Source organism: Paenibacillus turicensis (assembly GCF_050461185.1).
GTDB classification, from domain to species: Bacteria; Bacillota; Bacilli; order Paenibacillales; family Paenibacillaceae; genus Fontibacillus; species Fontibacillus turicensis_A.
This window is the reverse complement of the sequence record NZ_JBCMOR010000005.1, coordinates 1,470,034-1,492,377: the sequence shown is the minus strand read 5'-3', so window position 1 is coordinate 1,492,377 and position 22,344 is coordinate 1,470,034. Positions and strand designations below refer to the sequence as shown.

Genomic DNA, 22,344 nt, shown 5'->3' with positions numbered 1-22,344 from the left:
CAGCAGAACGGAGTGGCGGAAGATGCTAAAAGGTCGCATACATTCATTGGAAACATTCGGAACGGTGGATGGCCCAGGTATTCGTTTCGTACTCTTTATGCAAGGTTGCTTGTTAAAATGTCAATATTGCCATAATGCAGATACCATAAGCCTGACGGACGGTAAAGAGATGCCTTTAGAAGAGGTATTGTCAGAAATTGAACCTTATCTAAATTATTACCGTTCCTCAGGTGGAGGACTCACTGTCTCAGGTGGTGAAGCAACATTGCAAGCTCCATTTGTGACTGAGTTGTTTCGTGAAGTGAAGAAACGTTGGAATCTGCATACAACGCTTGATACTAATGGATATAACGATGGGGACAAAATTCGTGATCTACTTGATGTAACTGATCTTGTCTTGCTTGATCTCAAGCATATTGACAACGAAAAGCACATTAAGTTAACAGGCAGACCTAATGATCGTATGTTAAAGATGGCACGTTGGTTGTCTCATCATGAACGTAATATGTGGATTCGCCACGTACTTGTTCCTGGTATCAATGATGATGAGCAGGACCTATTTAATTTAGGTAAGTTCATCGGTAGCTTGCAAGGTGTAGAGAAGTTTGAGATTCTTCCATATCATCAAATGGGCGTTTTTAAGTGGAAAGAGCTTGGTTGGGATTATGAGCTTGAAGGTGTACCTTCACCTACAGCAGAGGAAGTTGAGCGTGCTTATCGCATTATTGAAGAAGGACGAAAACAAGGCGCACTCATTAAACAATAAAACTTTTAGGAAAAACGGCTAAGTCTAACGGATAAGTTAGAGCTTAGTCGTTTTTTTATTGTTCTGACACTCAATATCTTTTTATCAGAAATTTATGTTATGATGTTAAAATACATATTTCTATGTTTTAAAAAATACAGAAACTTTCTTAACGTTTAAGCGTTTAATAGTTTGTGTATATATATTATGGCTCTATTCAAAAAATTAACATAGGCAGCAGAGGAGTTAAAGGATGAATTTAAAAAGGTTATTTTTAGTAGGTTTGTTTGCGGTTTCACAAATGGGTTTGGCAATTCCTGCAAGTGCGGATCAAAATAATAGTAGTGATGCAGGAGGCGCGAACGCAACTGTCATTGAGGAGAAAACGGGACAGTCTCAGTCTCAGACAGAAGTAAAGGATGCTACAGAAGCAAAAGACGCTATAGAAGTACAAGATGCAACAGCTGATAAAGAAGCAGGTTCAACGAGTAATAACCAAGAAACAAGCTCAAACAATGTAAGTGATACCACGCAATCAAGTAGCTATAATGAACTCGTTTTAATTATGAATAGCAAAAAAATATTTAACAATGGTTCATTAAGCTTGGCGGGACATCCTATGGAAGTGAAAAAGGGAGTTTCCTTTGTTGCTATTCGAGGTTTTGCCACTGCGGCAGGAATGACAGTATCAACAGATTCTTCAACAAATGAAGTTGTTTTAACTCGTGGAAATGACGAGCTTCGTTTTAAGGCTGGAAGCACTAAAGTTAAAGTAAATGGTGCTGTGAACTCAATGAAGGGTCCTGCTTATTCTATTAAAAATAATTTTATGGTTCCTTTAGTAGCAGTTGCGGACCATCTTAATATTCCTTTTACGGTGGATAACACTAAAAAAACAGTAACATTACAAATTGCTACAGGTCCAATTGCTTCATTCCGTATAGGAAATAATGAAGTTTATGCTGGACAAACCTATGTGCAATATTTGCCTCAATCTTACTCTCCTAAAGGATTAGCAATTGTAAAAGAGGAATGGCAAAACAAACAAGACGTATTTAATACGCCTGGATATTATACGGTAAGCTATCGGGTACAGGATGCAAGTGGGGAGTGGAGTAACACGTTTAGTATGACCATTCATGTTGTGAAGCCTCACACACCACCTGTAGCTAATTTTAAGACAGATAAAGATACCTATAAGATGGGCGAGCCCATTAAGTATACAGATTTAAGTACTGATGAAGAAAATGCAATTACTGAAACCAAGTGGGAAAATAAAGAATTAGCATTTTTTACACCTGGGGATGTGGTTGTACGATTAAAGGTAGTCAATAAATATGGACTTTTTTCTACTGTTGAAAAAACGATAAAAATTACAGATGAACAAATGTATACCCTTGATGAATTTAACAAGCTATTTGTACCTGTTGGTGATAAATTTGAAATTAACGGGAAGCAAGTGCTTGAGTGGGAGAAGCTAAACTATACGTATACTTCCCAGCCAACAACACTGATTCGTAGTAATAGTCCTGAGACTGTTTACTCTGAAGGGATTTTATATCGTGAATCCGCTATGGGAGATACAAGGTTTTTAGTGCATCACGTCAATATGACGAAAAAAAATATGAAAATTTATTTGATTGCTACAAATAAAAATAGTAAGCCGGCTCATCTCATACAAACCGGTTTAGGGTTTGCGGGACCAAGTATTTACGCGGGCGCGGCAGGCAAACAATCTATACAACGCTATTTTGAATCACTGCGTTACGGCAATCAATATAAAGACATTTACTTGCCAGCAGGTCAAAGTAAAATTATTATGTCAGAGCTAAGCGCTAAAGATTTAAAAAATGAAGAGGTAATTTCCTTAATTGCTGATTTAACGAGTGACCATACAATTCAATATACGCTAGTGATGGTTGCACCGGATAGAAATCCGATCAAGGCATTACCTAATCTTAAATTTTTACCTCAAGATGTTCATAAGCGTGGTACATTTGAACAAGCAACAAGAGATATTCAGTATAGTGAGCTAGTTGGGAAGACGCCAGTTCGCTTAATGCTTGGAGATAACTCAAGTGATCCATATCTCATTGGTAGTGATGGTCCAACTGGTGAATATAAAATGAATTCTGGTAATTTTGGGGTTGTGTACCGCATCCGTTTACCACGTGTGGCTCCTAACACATTGATCACGTTTAATCCAAGAGGAGGATTTTACTCTGGAGTCATCACGATCAATGGTAATATCGTTTCCATTCCAAACGTGGGTGGGAGCAAAGGTACAAACGAAAATAGCGTATTGCACCGTACAGGGGATAGAGAACAAAATCTAGAGTTTACGTTTACTGCTGCACCTGGAAGTAATTTACCAGTCGGTATTTTGTTTCAGCCGTTACCACCCCAAAAATAAACATGTTTGTTATGGCGACAGCTCTTCTGTGGAAGTAGCTGTCGTTTTTTAACATCAATCAGGTAACATTGACGCGTCCGTTAATTTGGGGCATTATATAAGTGGAGTATAAATGGGATTATTGATGGAATTATAGACGGGATAAAACAAAAGTTGATTTTTTTGACGGGGGTGATTGGATGTTATCAACCGAAGAAATTATTAAGGTTATGTCCTCCCGCGGATTAAGAATTACAGACCAGCGCAAAAGTCTGGCTAAATTATTCGCAGAGAGTGAAAGCTATTTAACACCTAAAGATGTGTATGATTATATGTGTCAGTTTTATTCGGGGCTTAGCTTCGATACCGTATATCGTAATTTAAGAGTAATGGAAGAGTTGGGTGTGTTAGAGCAAATTATGTTTGAGGATGGTTTGAAATTTAAGGCGAGTTGTAGTGAAGGCCACCACCATCATCATATGATTTGTCTACAATGTGAAAAAACATATCCAATTCATTTTTGTCCAATGCCGCTGACAGATGCACCAGAAGAGTTTCAGGTGGTTAAGCATAAGTTTGAAGTGTTTGGTTATTGTAGCAAATGTAAACCACAGTCCCAGTTACAAGGTGAAGGTAACTTGCACCAGCATGATTGCTCGCACCACCATGGAGAGATTAAATAATGTCGATTTCACGTAAAATTGTACAAGCGCCAATTCATGTGTATCGGAAAGTTATTTCTCCTTTAAAGCCACCAGTGTGTCGATTTTATCCTACCTGTTCTGCTTATGCGCTAGAGGCAATCGAGGTACATGGTGCATTAAAAGGGTCTATGCTTGCGGCGAAGCGTATCGTAAAATGCCATCCTTTTCATCCTGGAGGGGTTGATCTTGTGCCTCCTAAAAAGACATCACATTCCTCTCAGATTGGTTGAGGGTGGGTGGACTAAACTAAGTTAAATATTTTGGCAAAGGTAAGATAAGCTAAGTTAGGCTAATTAACTTGACAGCATGTTCCTATATTTCCTATAATGGAATCAATTTTATAAGCAGATTATAACCGATGAATGGATGAGTACAAAGTGTAATTCAGCAGCAGAGAGCCGGGGAAGCTGAGATCCGGACTGAAATTGCTTTGGAATATGGTCCAGGAGGGACTGCGTGTGAGCTAGCTAAATAACTTCACAACATACATCAAAGTACAGATTATAAAGTATGGAGTATGTTTTGAAAGGGATTTAAAGCTTAGCTAGTAAGCATGTAGCGTGTTCTAGCGTTAATAGAAGGTCTTAAATGACTAGCAAAGCTTGTCTCTGTGAAGAGTCAGGAAATTTGGGTGGTACCGCGTGAGTAATCTCTCGTCCCATTAGGGATGGGAGTTTTTTGTGTTTTTCAGCTTTTTTGTTTTTATGCTTTTTAGTTTTAGTTTTAGTTTTCAGTTTTTGAGTTTTCGTAATTTTGGTGTCATGCTACATAACATTTTAAGGAGGATATAACATGAGTGATAAAAAAACGTTTTACATTACAACTCCAATTTACTACCCAAGTGCAAAGCTGCATATTGGTCATGCCTATACGACTGTGGCAGGAGACGCTATGGCGCGCTACAAGCGGTTGAGAGGATACGATGTGCGTTATTTGACAGGTACTGATGAGCATGGTCAAAAAATCGAACGCAAGGCGTTAGAGAGCAATACGACACCACAAGCGTTTGTGGATGAAATTGTAGTTGGAATTAAAGAATTGTGGAAAAAGCTTGAAATTTCATATGATGATTTTATTCGTACTACAGAACCACGCCATAAAAAAAGAGTTGAGGAAATTTTTGACCGTCTATTAAAAAAAGGTGACATTTATAAAGGCGAATATGAAGGCTGGTATTCCATTCAGGATGAAACGTATTATACAGAATCTCAGCTTGCTGACGTAGTTCGCGACGAAAATGGCAAAATTGTTAGTGCTAAAAGTCCTGAAAGTGGTCACGCACTTGAGCTCGTAAAAGAAGAATGTTATTTCTTTAGAATGAGTAATTATGTAGATCGTTTGCTCAAATATTATGAGGATAATCCGACATTTATTCAACCAGAGTCCCGTAAAAATGAAATGATTAACAACTTTATTAAGCCAGGACTAGAGGATTTAGCGGTGTCCCGTACTACATTTGAGTGGGGCGTTCAGGTGAAGGGTGATCCTAAGCATGTCGTTTATGTATGGATCGATGCTTTAACGAACTATATCACTGCACTTGGTTATGGCTCTGACAATGAAGAGTTATTTAATCGATATTGGCCTGCGGATGTTCATCTTGTGGGTAAGGAAATTGTGCGTTTCCATACGATTTATTGGCCGATTATGCTGATGGCGTTAGAGCTTCCACTGCCTAAAAAAGTATTTGGACATGGCTGGCTTTTAACAAAGGAAGGGAAAATGTCTAAATCAAAAGGAAACGTAGTAGATCCTAACGTATTAATCGATCGTTATGGTTTAGATGCTGCCCGCTATTACTTCCTACGTGAGGTTCCTTTTGGCTCTGATGGCGCATTTACACCAGAAAGCTTTGTGGAGCGTATTAATTCCGACCTAGCAAATGATCTAGGAAACTTATTAAATCGTACCATTGCGATGGTGAACAAGTATTTTGACGGTGTAGTCCCTAGCTATGCAGGACAAGTGACTGCATTTGATGGCGATTTACAAGCAACCATTACCCAAACGATTGATAAAGTCGAAGAGGTGATGGAAAACCTTGAGTTTTCAGTTGCTTTAACCGCAATTAGTGCGTTGATTAGTCGTACAAATAAATATATTGATGAGACAAAACCTTGGGTGCTTGCGAAGGAAGAAGCAAGTCGTAACGAATTAGCTTCGGTTATGTATCATCTTGTTGAGACATTAAGAATCGTATCTATTTTATTACAGCCATATTTGACACAAACACCAGCAAAAATTTGGAATCAATTAGGCTTAGCTTCAGGTGAATTAACAACATGGGATAGCACAAGAGAATTTGGCTCCACACCAGCAGGAACTAAATTAGGAACCGCAGAGCCAATCTTCCCTCGTTTAGACGTGGAGCAGGAAGTAACTTATATCGTTAGTCAAATGAGTGGAGGTACACCAGTAGTGGAGGCTAATGATAAAGCGTCTGCACCAACTGAGACGGCGATTGAAGCCCCAGAGTTGAAAGAAGAAATCGGCATTGATGATTTCGCAAAGGTTGAGCTGCGGGTTGCACAGGTTATTGCATGTGAGCCTGTTCCAAAAGCAGATAAGCTATTGAAGCTTCAGCTTGATTTAGGTTTCGAGCAACGGCAAGTTGTCTCTGGTATTGCGAAGTTTTATAAGCCAGAGGAGCTAGTTGGGCGCAAAGTCATCTGTGTAACGAATTTGAAGCCTGTGAAGCTACGTGGCGAGTTATCTAGAGGTATGATTTTAGCAGCATCAGAGGGCGATCAGCTTACATTAGCAACCGTGCCAGATAGTATGCCAAATGGTGCAGTGGTGAAATAAAATTCTGACTTTTAGGGGAAGGCGCTCGGGTAGAGGGTTGCTACACTTGCTGTTAAAACTGGATTCTTTCCATTGAGTTGAAATGAGGTTAGAATCCAGTTTTAAAGGCAACCATTGCATTGTTCCGCAATCCCTCTACCCTCGCTTGGTATCTCAAAGTAGTTTAGCCCACCTTAAAGTCGTCATTTAAAAGTGGGGACATAAAAAGGATCACTCTGCATGAACTGGAGATTGACTTCAGTCATGTGGAGTGATCCTTAATTTTTACAATTGAACATGAAACCAAAATATAATTGCTTGGTTGCTCTTAAATTATTTCTCCATGTAAGCGGAAAAGAAGCGAAGGTGCAGAGGGATTGTGGAATGAGCCTTTAAAGTCCGATTGTAACCTAACCTACAAATATTCAGACAATCGGACTTTAACAGTGAATGAAACAACCCTCTGCACCGTAGCCTCTTTCTTTAGCTACAGCAATAATTTAATGTAATCAATCAATTATAAAAACAATAAAACAGTTAAAGCAAGCAATATACAATAGTACGAAAATACTTTTAGATTGCCACGCGCCATAATGTTCATAAACCACTTCAATGAGAAGTAAGTTGCGATGAGTGAGCAAATAAATGCGGCCGCATAAGGCAACATAAGTTGATTAATTTGCGGATCTTTGGCTAGATCACCTATAGTGAGGACCATACCGCCTAAGCTTACAGGAATGTATAAAAAGAATGAAAATTTAAGTGCTGTTTCTTGCTTCCAGCCAAGCAACATCGCTGCGACAATCGTTGATCCAGAGCGGCTAATGCCGGGGATTAATGCAATGGCTTGAGTAAAGCCAACAATTAAAGTATCTCGTAATGATAAATCCTTATCACCCTTTTTACCCCGTAAATTACGAATGATCCAAAGGGCTAATGCTGTAAGAAGCAATGCGACGCCAATCGTAGTCATTCCTTTGAAAATTTCTCCAATTTTATCCTTGAATAATGTACCAAGTATGCCCGCCGGAATTGTGGCAATGATGAGATATATACCCATTTTAAAATGGGGGAGGTCACGTGCCTCTTGCTTAGCTATGTATCTAAAAAACGATACAATCAACTCCATTAAATCTTTACGATAAATCCAGACGATAGAAATCAATGAAGCGGTATTTACTAATACCTCAAAGCTTAGACCTTCAATATGCATGCCAAAAATCTTTTCCATTATAATTAGGTGAGCGCTTGAAGACACGGGAATAGGTTCTGTTAAACCTTGTATTAACCCTAGAAATGCGTATTTTAATAACTCCAGGATGTCCAATTTGTTTCTCTCCTCTCATTTTTGATTCTTGAACTGGACTTATCTATGTTAAGCTGTAAAACTAGCATTTGTCAAAAATACAAATTAATTTTACTAGCCAATGTACTTAGTTTATACCATGGTATAGCGATAATCCTGTTATTTTCCTTACATAAAGTTTAATGAACTTACATTTTTGTCACTAAAATAGATTGACATAAGTAAAACATTAATTCTATAATTCTAAATGTAATAATTACGATTAAAAGGAGATTAATGATGTTGTTTAAACATAAAAAACTATCATTTGTAATACTGATGTCATTTATTTTAGTTTTAGCGGGTTGTGGAACGAAGGCAAATGAAAATATCGATCCGAATAAAGTGAATGTTGTAACTAGCTTTTATCCTATTTATTTTTTTGCAAATGAAATTGGCGGAGAAGATGCTCATGTTATGAACTTATTGCCTACTGGAGTTGAACCGCATGATTGGACACCACGTAGTCAGGATATTTTAAATACCTCGAAAGCTCAGTTGTTTTTATACAATGGTGCAGGACTCGAATCATGGGTTCCTAATTTCCTTAAAGGGATAGACTCTAAATCCACGGTAAAAACAATTGAGTTAAGCAAGGGGATTTCACTTATTTATACGAATGAAGATGATGGACATAATCATGGGGGCAATAACAGCCATCAAGACAGCCATGACGCAAATCATGATCATGAAAAGGAACATAGTGAAAATCATGCTGAACAAGGACATGAGCATGCAGAAGAACATGGGGCTGAAAATGACCATGGTCATGGAGATGAGCATAGTGACCCTCATACTTGGATTAGTCCTAAATCAGCAATTACAATTGCAGAAAATATTAAAAATGCCTATATTGAAGTAGATGCTAAGCATCAAGCTAATTATGAGAAACGTTTTGAGCAGGTAAAAGAGAAGCTAACACAATTAGACCAAAAGTATAGAGAGGCTTTATCTAAAACAAGTAAGAAGGAAATTGTTGTCTCTCATCAAGCCTTTGGATACTTAGCACGTGATTATGGCTTTACGCAACATGCTATTATGGGATTATCCCCAGAGTCAGAACCAAAAGCACAAGATATTGTAGCTTTATCGAAGCTAGTGAAAGAAAAGCAAATTAAGTATATCTTTTTTGAAGAATTGGTATCTGATAAGCTGGCAAAAATGTTAGCGGCTGAATCAGGCGTGCAGACTTTAGTTTTAAATCCAGTTGAAGGCTTAACGACTGAACAGGAGAAGGCAGGAGAAAATTATTATACTTTGATGGAAAAAAACTTGGAAAACCTGTTATTAGCGCTAAATTAAGAAATATATATACGTAAGCTATAGTAGTTTAGTGAGTTACAGAAAGTTATAGATGGAAGGGTAACGATGATGAAAATAAAAGACATGGCTTCAGAGGTGTATTGTGAAGATCATGATCATGTCATTGAATTGCAAAATATATATTTCTCTTATCAGGATCAAAAGGTAATTTCTGATTTTAGCTTTGCAGTTAAAAAGAGAGATTTTGTAGGCGTGATTGGTTCTAATGGTGCCGGTAAAACCACTTTGTTAAAAATGATGGTGGGGTTGCTTCGTCCAACGGAAGGGAATATTAAGCTGTTTGGTCAGCCGATTCAAAAGTTTCGGGACTGGGAACGGATAGGCTATGTACCGCAGAAAAACAACTTTAATCCTTTATTCCCAGCTACCGTTCGGGAAGTAGTGTTATCAGGGTTATACAATAACAAGAAATTGTTTAGAAGAATTAATTCGGTGGAACAGAAGAAATGCCAAGATGCGATGGAGGTAATGTCGATTACAGACATTGCGAATAAGCGCATTGGTCAATTATCAGGGGGACAGCAACAACGAGTTTTTTTGGCAAGAGCGTTAATTAATCACCCTGAATTGCTCATTTTAGATGAGCCAACAGTAGGGATTGATGCAGAGACACAACATGATTTCTTTGAACTCATTTTTCACATGCATAAGCATCACAATATGACCTTTTTAATGGTTTCACATGATATTGATATGGTGGAGGATTATTTAGGTCAAGAGCCTGTAGACAAGTGTGGAGCGATTCGCTTCCATGTTAGACATTCACATGAACAAGATTGTTTAATGCCTGATTTACAGCATTCAATTGAGTAAAGTTGGGATAGCCATCTGAAATAGCTGTTTATAGAGAGTGGTTGGATCAAGGATTGAGGGAGATGTAGGGAGTGGAAATTTTAACAGCGGAATTTTTTCAACGCGCGCTAGCAGGTGGGATATTAATTGGATTGACGGCTCCTTTGATTGGTATTTTCCTTGTATTAAGAAGATTATCGATGATTGGTGATACTCTCGCTCACGTAACGATTGCAGGTGTGGGCTTAGGTTTACTAATTGGAATGTATCCAATCGCAGCAGGTTTAATATTTGCTATTATTGCTTCATTTGCAATTGAGAAGCTAAGGAAGGCTTATAAAGGTTATGCGGAATTATCTATTGCTGTCATTATGTCAGGTGGTGTTGCATTAGCCTCTTTGTTTTTTACGTTAAATAACGGAATCAATACCGATATAAATAGTTATCTATTTGGTAGTATCTACACACTTGAAAATACAGACCTGTATGTAGTTGGCGTTGTTACTTTGTTAGTGGTCGCTGTCATATCTATATTTTTCAAGGAATTATTTCTATTATCCTTTGAGGAGGATGCGGCGGCGGTAAGTGGACTCCCTGTAAAATTTTTAAATATGCTTATTACAGTGATGACTGCTTTTGTTATTAGTACCGCAATTAAATTTGTAGGGGCGTTGTTAGTTTCTGCATTGCTAACCATTCCTGCAGCATGTAGCTTACTTATTGCTAGAAGCTTCAGAAGCTCGGTTATTTTTTCAGTTATCATTTCAGAAATTGCAGTAGTAGCAGGTTTACTTGTAGCGGGAATTTTAAATTTAGCTCCAGGTGCAACGATTGTATTATTACTCATTTGTATGCTTATACTGACTTTAGTAGGAAAACGTAGTTTGCGTATTTAAAGAAAATCAGCTAAAAATAGTGTTAGAGTTGTTAAATTGAATAGGATAGTGAAGCCTACAGAACCAGATGTAGGCTCTTTCTTTGTTTGTATCGGACGTTTGTGCACATCTGCACTTGCCAACGGACGAGTTAAACATGTATCATTAAAATAGATTGTGTAAAGCTAACTGAAGCTAGCCTTACAGCAAAAGGTATTGTTAACTCATGGAAAAGAGGTTGTCGAAGTATGCCAACGCCTAGTATGGAGGATTATTTGGAGCGTATCTATAAGCTCATTGATGAGAAAGGATACGCGAGAGTCTCCGATATTGCGGAGGGCTTGGAAGTTCATCCTTCATCCGTTACGAAGATGATTCAGAAATTGGACAAGGATGAATATTTGATTTATGAGAAATATCGAGGGTTGGTGTTAACAAACAAGGGGAAGAAGATTGGTAAGCGACTTGTGGATCGACATCAGCTACTTGAAGAGTTTTTAGAGATGATTGGTGTAAATGAACAAAATATTTATAAAGATGTAGAAGGCATTGAGCACCATCTGAGCTGGGATTCTATTACTCGTATTTCTACACTTGTTGAATACTTTAAGCGTGATCAGACAAGAGTTCAAGATCTTGAGCGTGTACACGAAGAGATTTTGGCTGAATCATAAAGGTAAAGCATCTGCTACTTTTTGGGCAGGTGCTTTTTTTCTATTTACTGATGAAAGCTTTATTTTTGAGGGGATTCTATATTTTTGTTAGCAAAAGCGCAACTCTTGGTGGGTGACAAGCGTTTACTATATATAGCATAACTTTAGGAACGGAGGAAAAAGATGAGAGTAAAAAAATGGTTGGTGCCCTTGCTAGCCTTTATTATGGTGTGGCAAGTTGCAGCAACAGCGCAAGCAAGCTCAAATAAAGTGATTCAAATCTTTTTGGATGGCAAATTGTTAGTAAGTGATACAGCTCCTTATATTAAGCCAGCAGAGAAAATAACGATGGTGCCTGCACGTGTCATCTCTGAGGGAATTGGTGCAACAATTACCCCTACGAACAAAAATATTACGATACAAAAGGATAGTAATACGATTGTGTTAACACCTGGGGCTAAAACGGCATTGGTGAATGGAAAAGAAGTTGCTTTGGATGTAACAGTTGAATTTGTAAATGGCCGTACGATGCTTCCGCTTCGTTTTGTAAGTGAAGAGTTGGGTCTTGAAGTGGCATGGAATGGAAATGATAAAATAATTACGCTCACCTCTAATGTAGGAGGAAATAATGGACAAAACAATAGTGGAAATGGAAGTCAAGCCAAACCTCCAGCTACTGTGTCAGGAGTTAAGCCGGTAAGTGAAGTAGGTGTGCGAGGCGTATGGATTTCCACAGTCTTTAATATTGATTGGCCTAGCCAAGCTGCTAGCGGAAATGAAGAGAAGCAAAAAAATGAATATATCGCATTACTAGACAAGCTAGCTCAAAGTGGTATAAATACAGTGTTTGTTCAAGTTAGACCTTCGGCAGACAGCATTTATCCTTCATCCATCGTACCTTGGTCAAATGTGTTAACAGGTACATCTGGGAAAGCACCTGGTTATGATCCGTTACAATTTATTATTGATGAGACTCATAAGCGTGGGATGGAGTTTCATGCTTGGTTTAACCCTTTTAGAGCAAGCACAGGAAGTGATACTAGTAAGTTAGCTAGTAATCATGTTGTAAACACACATCCAGAGTGGATTGTAAAATATAGTGGCAAGTCTTATATTAATCCAGGTATTCCTGAAGCAAGACAACATATTATAGATGCAGTGATGGAAGTCGTTAATAACTATAATATTGATGGTGTGCATATGGACGATTACTTTTATCCGTCAGGGGAAACAAAAAGTAATACGTTTGGGGATGATAACACCTATGCCATGTATAATGATAAAAATATAAGAAATAAGGGAGATTGGCGTAGAGATAACATCAGTACGTTTGTGCAGCAGCTTGGACAAAAAATTCATGCTGTAAAACCTTCGGTTTCTTATGGTGTGAGCCCATTTGGTGTATGGCGCAACAAGGCAAGCGACCCACTTGGCTCTGATACAAAAGCAGGCATGTCGGCTTACGATAGCACGTATGCAGATGTACGTGCATGGATTAAAAATGAGTGGATTGATTATGTGATCCCTCAAGTTTATTGGAGCTTATCACGTAGTGAGGTTCGTTATGATGTAATCACGAATTGGTGGGCAGATCAAGTGAAGGGAACCAATGTGAAGCTGTATATTGGTCATGCCGCCTATAAGCTGGGTACACCTGAGATTGGTTGGAACACAGCTCAAGAAATTATTAATGAGTTGTATTATAATGAACGATTGACTGAGGTTAAAGGTAGTGTATTTTTTAGTGCAAAAGATTTAATGAGAAATACGCTAGGACTTCTTCCGTTGTTACAATCTTATTATGAAAGTAAATAAATAAGAAAAGCGAATAGGTACAGCCCCCATTCTCATACATAAGAGTAAAGACTTCTATGTGTAGATGGGGGCTGTTTAATTTATGCTCATCAATGGCGTGTTTGAAGGTGGAGGCGTTAAAGGCATTTCTTTAGCTGGTGCAGTGCATTCTGCTGAAAAGTTTGGATTTGAATTCCACCGTGTCGCAGGTACATCCTCTGGTTCGATTGTTGCGGCTTTAATCGCTGCAGGATATACCGCTGAAGAAATGAAGGAAATTATATTAATGACGTCATTCACTACCTTTTTGAAGAGATCACCAATTTTTAATACATCTGTGATTGGTCCTGCTCTACGTGTATTAATAAAGTCAGGTTTATATTCAGGGGAAGCGTTGGAGGAATGGATTCGGCAAACGTTAAAAGCGAAAGGGATTCGTACATTTGGAGATTTAGAGAAGGGAAAGCTGCGAATTATTGCTTCAGATATTACAAATGGAAGAATTTTGGTGCTTCCCGATGATTTAAAGCGATTTGGCATGAATACGGAAACATTTGAAGTGGCTAGAGCCGTAAGAATGAGTTGTAGCATTCCTTATTTTTTTGATCCTGTACGTTTGCGATTGCCTTTAAAGTATACGAAAGGGAAATCTTTTTCATCCCAGTTTTTATACGTCGTTGATGGTGGTTTGCTTAGCAATTTTCCATTATGGTTGTTTGATCAAGATGGGGATATCAAAGGTTCAGGGAAAATGATACCTACAGTTGGCTTTCAAATGGTCGGTAAAAATAGTAACCAACCTCATATTATTAAAGGTCCATTTAGTATGCTACAAGCGATTGTGGAAACGATGTTGTCTGCTCATGATGAACGTTATATTGAGCAATATAATCGTTATCGTACAATTAAAATTCCTACGTTAGGAGTGAGCACAACTCAATTTGATATTGATCAAGAAGAAAGCTTGCTATTGTATGAGTCCGGAATTATCGCAGGTGAAAACTTCTTTGAAGAATGGAATACGAAGTTTTATGAGGAGCAATTTATGAAGTTTCAGAAGGAAAGAAGAAAATAAAAAATGATGCTGAGAGGTTGCACTCCAGCATCATTTTTATTTTAACATCACGTCATGATTTTTGTGTTAATGATATTTAGGATGGTCTCCATCCTTACCTTTTTGTCCTTCAATTACCTGAAAAGGATAGTGTTTGCGTCTGTCTCCAGAAGGCCGGGATTGATTTGCAACTTTAGCCATGGTACGAGCAGAAGGCTTCACTTTAGGCGTCTTGCGCTGTTTAAATTTATTAGGAGGAAATTTATACAGTAGCCACACTCCACCAATTACGATAAGGGGAGGTAGCAAACGCATCCAATTGATCCCGTTTTTATCAATAAAAGTGCTAAGTAAACCTATAGCTGCAAGGCTAATTGCAGTCCAAAATATGATACGCCCTTTTCTCATGCTTGTCTCATCCTTTCACAGGGTCCAAAGAAGAATGCTCTAATGAAGAGCTTGCACGTTGTCCAACTAATCCTTTCTCAATCATTTCATCTACTTCTCTCATCCGATTAAAAGAGGCAATGGACACTTCAACCTGCTCATCGTTAGGCTCTTTTGTTGTAAGAAGCTGTAACCATAGACCTGGGTAGCCAAGAAATCGAAGTACAGGAATGTCACGAACTGAATTCGTAAATCTAAGTAATTCAAAGGAAACTCCAATGACTACAGGTAATAATAATAAACGAATGTACATGCGTTCCCATACATTATCCCATGTAAATAAGGAATAAATGATGACACCAACAATGACCGTTAAAATAATAAAGCTACTACCGCAACGATAATGAAGGCGGCTATATTTTTGTACATTTGCAGGTGTTAACTCCTCACCCGCTTCATAAGCACTAATTACCTTGTGCTCAGCACCATGGTATTGAAATAGGCGCTTGACGACAGGTGTTTGGGAAATTGCCCATAAATAGATTAGCAATAAAAAGATTTTTATAATGCCTTCAACTAAGGTATGCAAAACGTAACCTTGAAATGCGTGCTGAAATAAATATTGCTCCAGTACAGCGGGCACTAATGTAAAAATAATTTTACCCATTATAAAGGAAAGAATACCAACAATCGCAACACCAACGATCATGGTCAAAGAAAGCTTAGAATCCTCTTTTTCCTTTTGTTTAGCAAATTCCTCAGGTGTCGTCTCATCCTCAGCCATTGCCTCAGCAGAGTAGTTTAAATGCTTTGAACCTTTGGCGCTGGAATCAATGATACTTACTATGCCACGTATTAATGGGATTTTACGAAGCTTTTGTACCCATGGCTTATCATTTTTTGGAACTTCTAAAAATGTAATTTCTCCGCTTTTACGACGAACGGCAGTTACATTAACATGTTTGCCACCAAACATAACGCCTTCCATCACTGCTTGGCCACCATAAATATTAGGCCTTATTTCTTGAGGCAAAACACTTCACCTTCCCTAATAAAAGATTACTTCCACTTATGAGTCTATTGTAACGAACTTTAGAGTCAAATTCTAGTTTGGTTAGTCTTTTTTGAATTGGTCATACTAATTTCATATTAAGCCAAAGTTTGGTGAACGTCAGTGAAAGGATGAGAGACATGAATGAAAATATAGAACAAAGTCAACAAAATCAAGACTCTACAACAGATACGAAGGAGAAGAAGGAAGAGAAGGGTAAAAAAAATGATACTAAAAATCAGGAAAAAAATAACACAAATCTCTTTTTGTTTTCATTAAATATAGGTTTTTTTGCAGGGCTAATCTGGGGGGCTGTTAAAGGTTTTTTTTACTACATGAGCTTTACAACGTTAGTACCGGGTTATTTGGTCGAATCTTTTTTTAAGCACTCCTTTTTACTATCCACACCAGGTCATTTCACAGGCTGGGGATTTTTTACGCTGTTTTCGATTGTGGCTACAATGATTTATGTCTTTTTGTTTCGTAAATTAAAAGGACCTTTACCAGGCATGTTATATGGCGTGTTATGGTGGTGTATTATTTTTCTGCTTGCAGGCCCAATGACGGGGATGACGCCTCCTTTTAAACAACTATCGATCAATACGATGGTAGTAGAATTTTGCTTGTATTTGATGTGGGGGTTATTTATTGGTTATACAGCAGCAGTTGAATTTACGGATGAACGGAAAAGGGAGCCTAAAAAGCCCTCCTTACAATAAAGGAGCAGTCTGAAATTGAGGACAAAAAGCTTCTCCCTAGACAAAAAGCTTCTCAAGTGACTTGCTTGTATGTTAAAATTACTTTTGGCTAATTCTCGGAAAATTGAGATAAGAATGATAAAGTTAAGGAGCGTACAATGATGGCGAACACTCGTGTTGTCCAGCTTCGCAAATTGCTTGAAAAGCAAGGGCTAGAAGCTGTTTTGATCACTGGAGAGGTGAACCGCCGATATTTGACGGGATTTACGGGAAGCTCAGGTTATGTCTTAATTACAGGTCATAAAGCATATTTGATTACTGACTTCCGTTATATGGTACAGGCTGCTCATCAGGCATCAGGCTTTGAAATTGTTGAGCATGCTGCCAATGTGATTGATACGGTTAAACAGTTACTAAATGATAACAAAATTGACAAACTTGCATTTGAACAAGATCATGTAGTTTATGCAACCTTCCGTAGCTATGAAGAAGAGCTTGCCCCAGTCAAGCTACAACCTGTCTCTGGTTTAGTAGAAGAGTTACGTATGTTTAAGGATGAGCAGGAGCTTGCTTTGATGAAACAAGCGGCAGACCTTGCGGATCAGACCTTTATGCATATGCTAACGGTATTAAAGCCAGGCGTAACAGAGCTTGAGATGGCACTTGAGATGGAAATCTTCATGCGTAAAAACGGCGCAGCATCAAGTTCCTTTGATACGATTGTTGCGTCAGGTGAACGCTCTGCGTTGCCACATGGTGTAGCAAGTGAACGTGTCATTGGAAGCAATGAGTTTGTGAAAATGGATTTTGGTGCGTTGATGATGAACGGATATTGTTCTGATATTACGAGAACTGTCGTGATGGGAGAACCAACCGCTAAACATCGTGAAATCTATGACATTGTGCTGGAGGCCCAACTACATGCACTAGATCAACTACGTCCAGGGATGACTGGTCGTGAAGCGGATGCACTATGCAGAGATATTATTAGTCGTTATGGCTATGGAGATCAATTTGGTCATAGTACGGGTCATGGACTCGGAATGGAAGTTCATGAAGCACCAAGATTGTCTAAGCTGAGTGATACCATTTTAGAGCCTGGTATGGTTGTTACTGTGGAACCAGGAATTTATATTCCAGGTTTTGGTGGCGTGCGGATTGAAGATGATGTTGTCATCACCGAGTCAGGAATGCGTAGACTAACCGAATCGAGTAAAGAATTTACAATTATTAAATAACAACAATAGTTAATCTAATAACATATGTTGGTTAAATTATTTCAGGGAGGTTCTCTTATTGATTTCAGTTAATGATTTTAAAACAGGTTTAACAGTAGAAGTAGATGGTGATATTTTTACAGTTCTTGATTTCCAACACGTAAAACCAGGTAAAGGTGCGGCATTTGTTCGCTCTAAATTAAAAAACCTTCGTAATGGTAACACCGTGGAAAAAACTTTCCGTGCAGGTGAAACGATTGGACGTGCAATAATTGAAAACCGTGAGGTACAATACTTGTATGCAAGTGGTTCTCAACATGCATTTATGGATAACGAAACTTATGATCAATTTGAATTAAGCGCGGACCAATTAAAATGGGAGCTTAATTTCTTAAAAGAAAATATGAATGTTAAAATTGTTAGCTATCAAGGCGAAATTCTTGGTATTAACCTTCCTAACAGTGTTGAATTGGCAGTTGTTGAAACAGAACCAGGTATTAAAGGAAATACAGCAACGGGTGCAACTAAAAATGCTAAAGTAGAAACAGGCTTAAACGTACAGGTTCCTTTGTTTATTAATGAAGGTGATGTGCTTATTATTGATACACGTGAAGGCAAATACGTTTCTCGTGCATAGGAAGTAAAAGCTTTGGTCATCCTCCTCCATCTTTTGCGGATGGAGGAATTTTTTTTGAAAATGATTAACACAGGTTCATGCTTTCGTATTATACTAGTTTAAAGCGTTACTTAACTAAGCGTATATTTGTATTGGGCAATGATGATTAGGAGGGTCTAACTTGGCTTTATATGTTATGAAGTTTGGTGGTAGCTCAGTAGGTACTATAGAGCGGATGAAACGAGTAGCAGAACGTATTGTTGAAAAACAAGATGAAGGACATCAGGTTGTTGTTGTTGTATCTGCTATGGGAGATACGACAGATGATTTAATTGATCAAGCAAAACTACTGAACGCAGAGCCAATGGCGCGTGAAATGGATATGCTGATGACGACAGGCGAGCAAATTTCAATGTCTTTACTATCCATCGCAATTGGTGCTCTTGGACGTCAATGCGTTTCCTATACAGGTTGGCAAGCAGGCTTTCGTACAGAGCCAGTTCATGGCAAGGCACGGATTACAGATATTGTGCCAACTCGCGTTGTATCAGCACTTGAAGGTGGTAACATCGTTATCGTTGCCGGCTTCCAAGGCATGACGGAGGATGGAGAAATTACAACGTTTGGCCGTGGTGGCTCAGATACAACTGCTGTTGCACTAGCTGCTGCAATTTCGGCTGACTTCTGCGAAATTTATACAGATGTAGATGGCATATATTCTACAGATCCACGTATGGTTCAGCATGCACGTAAGCTCAAGGAGATTTCTTATGATGAAATGCTAGAGCTTGCCCATCTAGGTGCGGCTGTGCTTCATCCACGTGCTGTGGAGTATGCGAAGCATCATCAGGTCTGTCTCGTCGTAAGATCGAGCTTTAATCATAATGAAGGTACTGTTGTGAAGGAGGAAGTTAGTATGGAGCAAGGCGTTGTTGTTAGTGGGATTGCATATGATAAAAATGTAGCTCGAATTAGCATTTTGGGGGTTTCCCATGTTCCGGGCGTACTTGCCAAGGTGTTTGGCTCTCTTGCAGAAGCGGACATCAACGTAGACATTATTGTACAAAGTGGAGACTTGGAAGGTAAAGCTGACTTCTCCTTTACGACCACGCTATCCGACCGCAAAAAGGCACTTGAAGTGATCCAAGGTATTGCATCAGAGGTTAATTTTAGCGAAGTGACTTCTGAAGAGGATTTGGTCAAAGTTTCCATCGTTGGTGCAGGCATGATTAGTCATCCAGGTGTGGCTGCACAAATGTTTGATGTCATCTCCAAGCAAGGCGTTAATATTAAGATGGTGAGTACTTCTGAAATTAAAACATCCTGTGTTATTGAAAGTGATAAACTAAACGAGGTTGTTATTGCACTTCATACGGCTTATGGATTGGATTCAGAGAGTGAGGCATATGTTGGTGGGCCTAAGGATCGCCGTTAGTTAGACTGGTGAATTATAGTTAAAGAGATAAAGGCGCTCACACAGAAGGTTCTTACGATTTCATTAACAGATATTCTTTTGAAAAGTGTAGCTCTAAATAAAATTATGGTTGCAATAATGGAGATGGAAGCTACGAAACAGAGGGTTCTTACGATCGTTCTTAAAACCAGATTCCTTTTACACAACTTAATGGTTGCAATCCGGTTTTAAATACGAACGTTTCACTTCTCCAGAATCCCTCTGTTCCTTCGCGAGTTAGGGTATATTTTGCAACTATTAATTTTAATAAATGAGCCACTACATTAAGATGAGAAATCTATTTTTAAAAGCAAGTTTCTCCAGAATCCATCTGTGCTCGCTTTGTATCTCATAGAAGTAAAATATAATTTTGAGGTCGCCTAAAGAACGGCGAACCTTATAAAAAGGGATTTTATTATTAGTGAATAATAATGAAGTTCCTTTTTTTTGTTCGTATTTGTTGTACAAGCAGGTTTAGTTTTAATTACGAATGCCCGATTTTCCACAATCTCCTTGGGCTTGCTTCGTATCTCATAGAAGTAAAGATAATCTCGAGGTTTGCCTTTTGGAAATGGTGAACCTCATAACATGGCACCACATTATTATTAAACAATAATGTGGTGCTTTTTTGGGTTTCCCCCAATTATAGCAAAGTAAAATTAGCGAAGAGGCAGAGGGATTGTGGAGAAGCGGAGCGTCCACCTTTAAAATCCTGATTTCTACATCTCTATAAGTACAAACAAAGAAATCAGGATTTAAGAGTGGTCGAAGCAACCCTCTGACTTGCAGCTCTTTGCTTAAAATAAGTCTCTTAAATTTACATATTGCTAGATTTAGAGTCATAAACGCGAAGTACAAGCATACAAATGAGATATAACCAAACATTATTTATCTAGTTTTGGTTGGAAGCTTAAAGTATAGGGGGAAAAATGATGAGCCTAAGCTGGTTATCCTTGTTTCCCGATCACATCCAGAGTATGCTTCGTTCTCTTCCCTCTTCGCTTTTGGATGAAATTGAGGAGATTCGTCTTCGAGAGGGACGTGCCCTTGAGGTGAATGCGGGTGGACACTTTTATTATTTGACAGCAAAAGGAGAGGTGACATCGAAGCCAGAGCATGCATATCGACCCAGCCGCAAGGATAGTAATACCCTGCTTGATCTCATTACCAATCATTCTTTATACACGATGGAGGAGGAACTAAGACGGGGATTTATTACCATCGCAGGGGGTCACAGAGTTGGTTTATCTGGTAGAACAGTTCTAAGCGGCGGACAAGTTGCTCATTTGCGAGATATTAGCGGCTTTAATGTCAGAGTGGCAAGAGAAGTGCAGGGGGTGGCAGATCATTTACTCCCTAAGTTGCTTGATTTTAAGCAGAAAAGCATCAATCATACTTTAATTATTTCACCCCCACAGCAAGGGAAAACAACGATGATTCGTGATTTGGCTCGTCAAATCAGTTATGGAACTTGGCGACATCCTAAAGCACAGTGGCAAGGGCTTAAAGTAGCGGTCATTGATGAACGTTCTGAAATTGCAGGCAGTAAACGAGGTGTTCCTAGCTTTGATGTTGGGCCAAGAACTGATGTAATGGACGGTTGTCCAAAGGCTGAAGGTATGATGATGATGATTCGCTCGATGTCTCCAGATGTACTCATTGTAGATGAAATTGGGCGCAAAGAGGATATTGAGGCTCTGATTGAAGCATTACATGCTGGAGTACGAGTCATTGCTACTGCACACGGTTCAAGTGTGGAAGAGCTACAAACAAGACTTAAAGCTGTTTCAAGCTTAGGAAGTGACTTTTTCAAAGCTTATGTGGTCCTTAGCCGCAAGGGAAAGGCGATTACGTACAAGCTATGGGATGACAAGGGTAGAACGATGCTGAACTATGACGATGTGCAAAGAGGCAAAGAATATTATGGCTAAAATGATAGGGGCTACATTAATTATTTTGGCAGCAACATTGGCAGGCTGGTATAAAGCACGACAATATGCCAACAGACCAAGGCAAATTCGCCAATTAATCGTAGCGTTAAAACGCCTAGAGACAGAAATTATGTATGGCTTTACACCTCTACCAGATGCACTCAGGGTCATTGCCAAGCAGCTAAAACCTCCGCTACAAAGTATTTTCGAGCACGCAGCGGGTGGGATGGATAATCACAATTCAACAGCACAACAAAGCTTGCATACTGCAATTTCACAGTATTGGGGACACACAGATATGAGGTCAGCTGAAAAAGAGATTATGGTTCAGCTCAGCTATACCCTAGGTACAAGTGATCGAGCGGATCAGGCAGGACATATTACTGCGGCAATCTCTCAATTGCAGCATGAAGAGCTTCAGGCTCGTGATGAACAAGTGCATTATGAAAAAATGTACAAAAGCTTAGGATTGTTAAGTGGAATTTTAGTGGTCATTTTGTTGTACTGACCTCCACATTTTACATCCTGAC

20 protein-coding genes and 1 other annotated feature are annotated in these 22,344 nt (G+C 38.8%); of the genes, 17 read left to right on the top strand and 3 right to left on the bottom strand.

Annotated features, from left to right (window positions below; all coding sequences use genetic code 11):
* Positions 1-22 precede the first annotated feature (22 nt).
* The 5 genes from pflA (at position 23) to metG (ending at position 6,646) form a co-directional block, all read left to right on the top strand.
* On the top strand, positions 23-766 hold the full coding sequence (gene pflA / locus ABE099_RS09175; protein ID WP_430029541.1) for a pyruvate formate-lyase-activating protein: 744 nt from the start codon (positions 23-25) through the stop codon (positions 764-766).
* 232 nt (positions 767-998) lie between these two features.
* Entirely contained in the window at positions 999-3,158 is a 2,160-nt protein-coding gene (locus ABE099_RS09170) for a copper amine oxidase N-terminal domain-containing protein (RefSeq protein ID WP_430029539.1), read from the top strand.
* A 179-nt stretch (positions 3,159-3,337) separates the two neighbouring features.
* A complete protein-coding gene (locus ABE099_RS09165) occupies positions 3,338-3,820 on the top strand; it encodes a Fur family transcriptional regulator (protein WP_430029537.1) in 483 nt (160 codons plus the stop codon).
* A complete protein-coding gene (yidD, locus tag ABE099_RS09160; protein WP_430029534.1) occupies positions 3,820-4,071 on the top strand; it encodes a membrane protein insertion efficiency factor YidD in 252 nt (83 codons plus the stop codon). Before ABE099_RS09165 ends, yidD begins: the two co-directional genes overlap by 1 nt.
* Positions 4,072-4,190: 119 nt before the next feature.
* Positions 4,191-4,505: a binding site (T-box leader), on the top strand.
* 128 nt (positions 4,506-4,633) lie between these two features.
* Positions 4,634-6,646, top strand: a complete 2,013-nt coding sequence (metG, locus tag ABE099_RS09155; RefSeq protein WP_430029532.1) for a methionine--tRNA ligase — start codon at positions 4,634-4,636, stop codon at positions 6,644-6,646.
* Positions 6,647-7,142: 496 nt separating this feature from the next.
* Here metG and ABE099_RS09150 read toward each other — a convergent pair whose 3' ends face one another.
* Complete coding sequence (locus ABE099_RS09150) at positions 7,143-7,952, bottom strand: undecaprenyl-diphosphate phosphatase (protein ID WP_430029530.1); 810 nt, start codon at positions 7,950-7,952, stop codon at positions 7,143-7,145.
* A gap of 258 nt (positions 7,953-8,210) precedes the next feature.
* Here ABE099_RS09150 and ABE099_RS09145 point away from each other — a divergent pair, with 258 nt between their 5' ends.
* From ABE099_RS09145 to ABE099_RS09120, 6 genes are all read left to right on the top strand, one after another.
* Complete coding sequence (locus ABE099_RS09145; RefSeq protein WP_430029528.1) at positions 8,211-9,272, top strand: metal ABC transporter solute-binding protein, Zn/Mn family; 1,062 nt, start codon at positions 8,211-8,213, stop codon at positions 9,270-9,272.
* Between the two features lie 84 nt (positions 9,273-9,356).
* Entirely contained in the window at positions 9,357-10,106 is a 750-nt protein-coding gene (locus tag ABE099_RS09140) for a metal ABC transporter ATP-binding protein (protein ID WP_430030557.1), read from the top strand.
* A 71-nt stretch (positions 10,107-10,177) separates the two neighbouring features.
* The gene (locus ABE099_RS09135) at positions 10,178-10,981 is read left to right on the top strand and encodes a metal ABC transporter permease (protein WP_430029525.1); all 804 of its coding nucleotides are present in this window, start codon (positions 10,178-10,180) and stop codon (positions 10,979-10,981) included.
* Between the two features lie 227 nt (positions 10,982-11,208).
* Positions 11,209-11,634 (top strand): transcriptional regulator MntR, encoded by a 426-nt coding sequence (mntR, locus tag ABE099_RS09130; RefSeq protein WP_210090208.1) that lies wholly within the window; start codon positions 11,209-11,211, stop codon positions 11,632-11,634.
* Between the two features lie 162 nt (positions 11,635-11,796).
* A complete protein-coding gene (locus tag ABE099_RS09125; RefSeq protein ID WP_430029523.1) occupies positions 11,797-13,428 on the top strand; it encodes a family 10 glycosylhydrolase in 1,632 nt (543 codons plus the stop codon).
* Between the two features lie 82 nt (positions 13,429-13,510).
* Positions 13,511-14,482, top strand: a complete 972-nt coding sequence (locus ABE099_RS09120; RefSeq protein WP_430029520.1) for a patatin-like phospholipase family protein — start codon at positions 13,511-13,513, stop codon at positions 14,480-14,482.
* A gap of 66 nt (positions 14,483-14,548) precedes the next feature.
* On the opposite strand, the gene ABE099_RS09115 is transcribed toward ABE099_RS09120, so the two are convergent.
* Positions 14,549-14,869: a hypothetical protein gene (locus ABE099_RS09115; RefSeq protein WP_210090211.1), complete on the bottom strand. Its 321-nt coding sequence runs from the start codon at positions 14,867-14,869 to the stop codon at positions 14,549-14,551.
* A 7-nt stretch (positions 14,870-14,876) separates the two neighbouring features.
* Complete coding sequence (locus ABE099_RS09110; RefSeq protein WP_430029518.1) at positions 14,877-15,881, bottom strand: DUF1385 domain-containing protein; 1,005 nt, start codon at positions 15,879-15,881, stop codon at positions 14,877-14,879.
* Between the two features lie 158 nt (positions 15,882-16,039).
* On the opposite strand from ABE099_RS09110, the gene ABE099_RS09105 reads away from it, so the two are divergent.
* From ABE099_RS09105 to spoIIIAB, 6 genes are all read left to right on the top strand, one after another.
* Positions 16,040-16,618 carry a YqhR family membrane protein gene (locus ABE099_RS09105; protein WP_430029516.1) on the top strand — a complete coding sequence of 193 codons (579 nt, stop codon included), beginning with the start codon at positions 16,040-16,042 and terminating at the stop codon, positions 16,616-16,618.
* A 140-nt stretch (positions 16,619-16,758) separates the two neighbouring features.
* A complete protein-coding gene (locus ABE099_RS09100; RefSeq protein ID WP_430029514.1) occupies positions 16,759-17,835 on the top strand; it encodes a M24 family metallopeptidase in 1,077 nt (358 codons plus the stop codon).
* A gap of 58 nt (positions 17,836-17,893) precedes the next feature.
* Positions 17,894-18,451, top strand: coding sequence for an elongation factor P (efp, locus tag ABE099_RS09095; RefSeq protein ID WP_210090214.1), 558 nt, complete (start codon positions 17,894-17,896; stop codon positions 18,449-18,451).
* Between the two features lie 160 nt (positions 18,452-18,611).
* The gene (locus tag ABE099_RS09090) at positions 18,612-19,865 is read left to right on the top strand and encodes an aspartate kinase (protein WP_430029512.1); all 1,254 of its coding nucleotides are present in this window, start codon (positions 18,612-18,614) and stop codon (positions 19,863-19,865) included.
* A gap of 950 nt (positions 19,866-20,815) precedes the next feature.
* Complete coding sequence (spoIIIAA, locus tag ABE099_RS09085; protein ID WP_430029509.1) at positions 20,816-21,814, top strand: stage III sporulation protein AA; 999 nt, start codon at positions 20,816-20,818, stop codon at positions 21,812-21,814.
* Positions 21,807-22,322, top strand: coding sequence for a stage III sporulation protein SpoIIIAB (gene spoIIIAB, locus ABE099_RS09080; protein ID WP_430029506.1), 516 nt, complete (start codon positions 21,807-21,809; stop codon positions 22,320-22,322). The genes spoIIIAA and spoIIIAB overlap by 8 nt, the downstream gene beginning before the upstream one ends.
* The last annotated feature ends 22 nt before the right edge of the window (positions 22,323-22,344 follow it).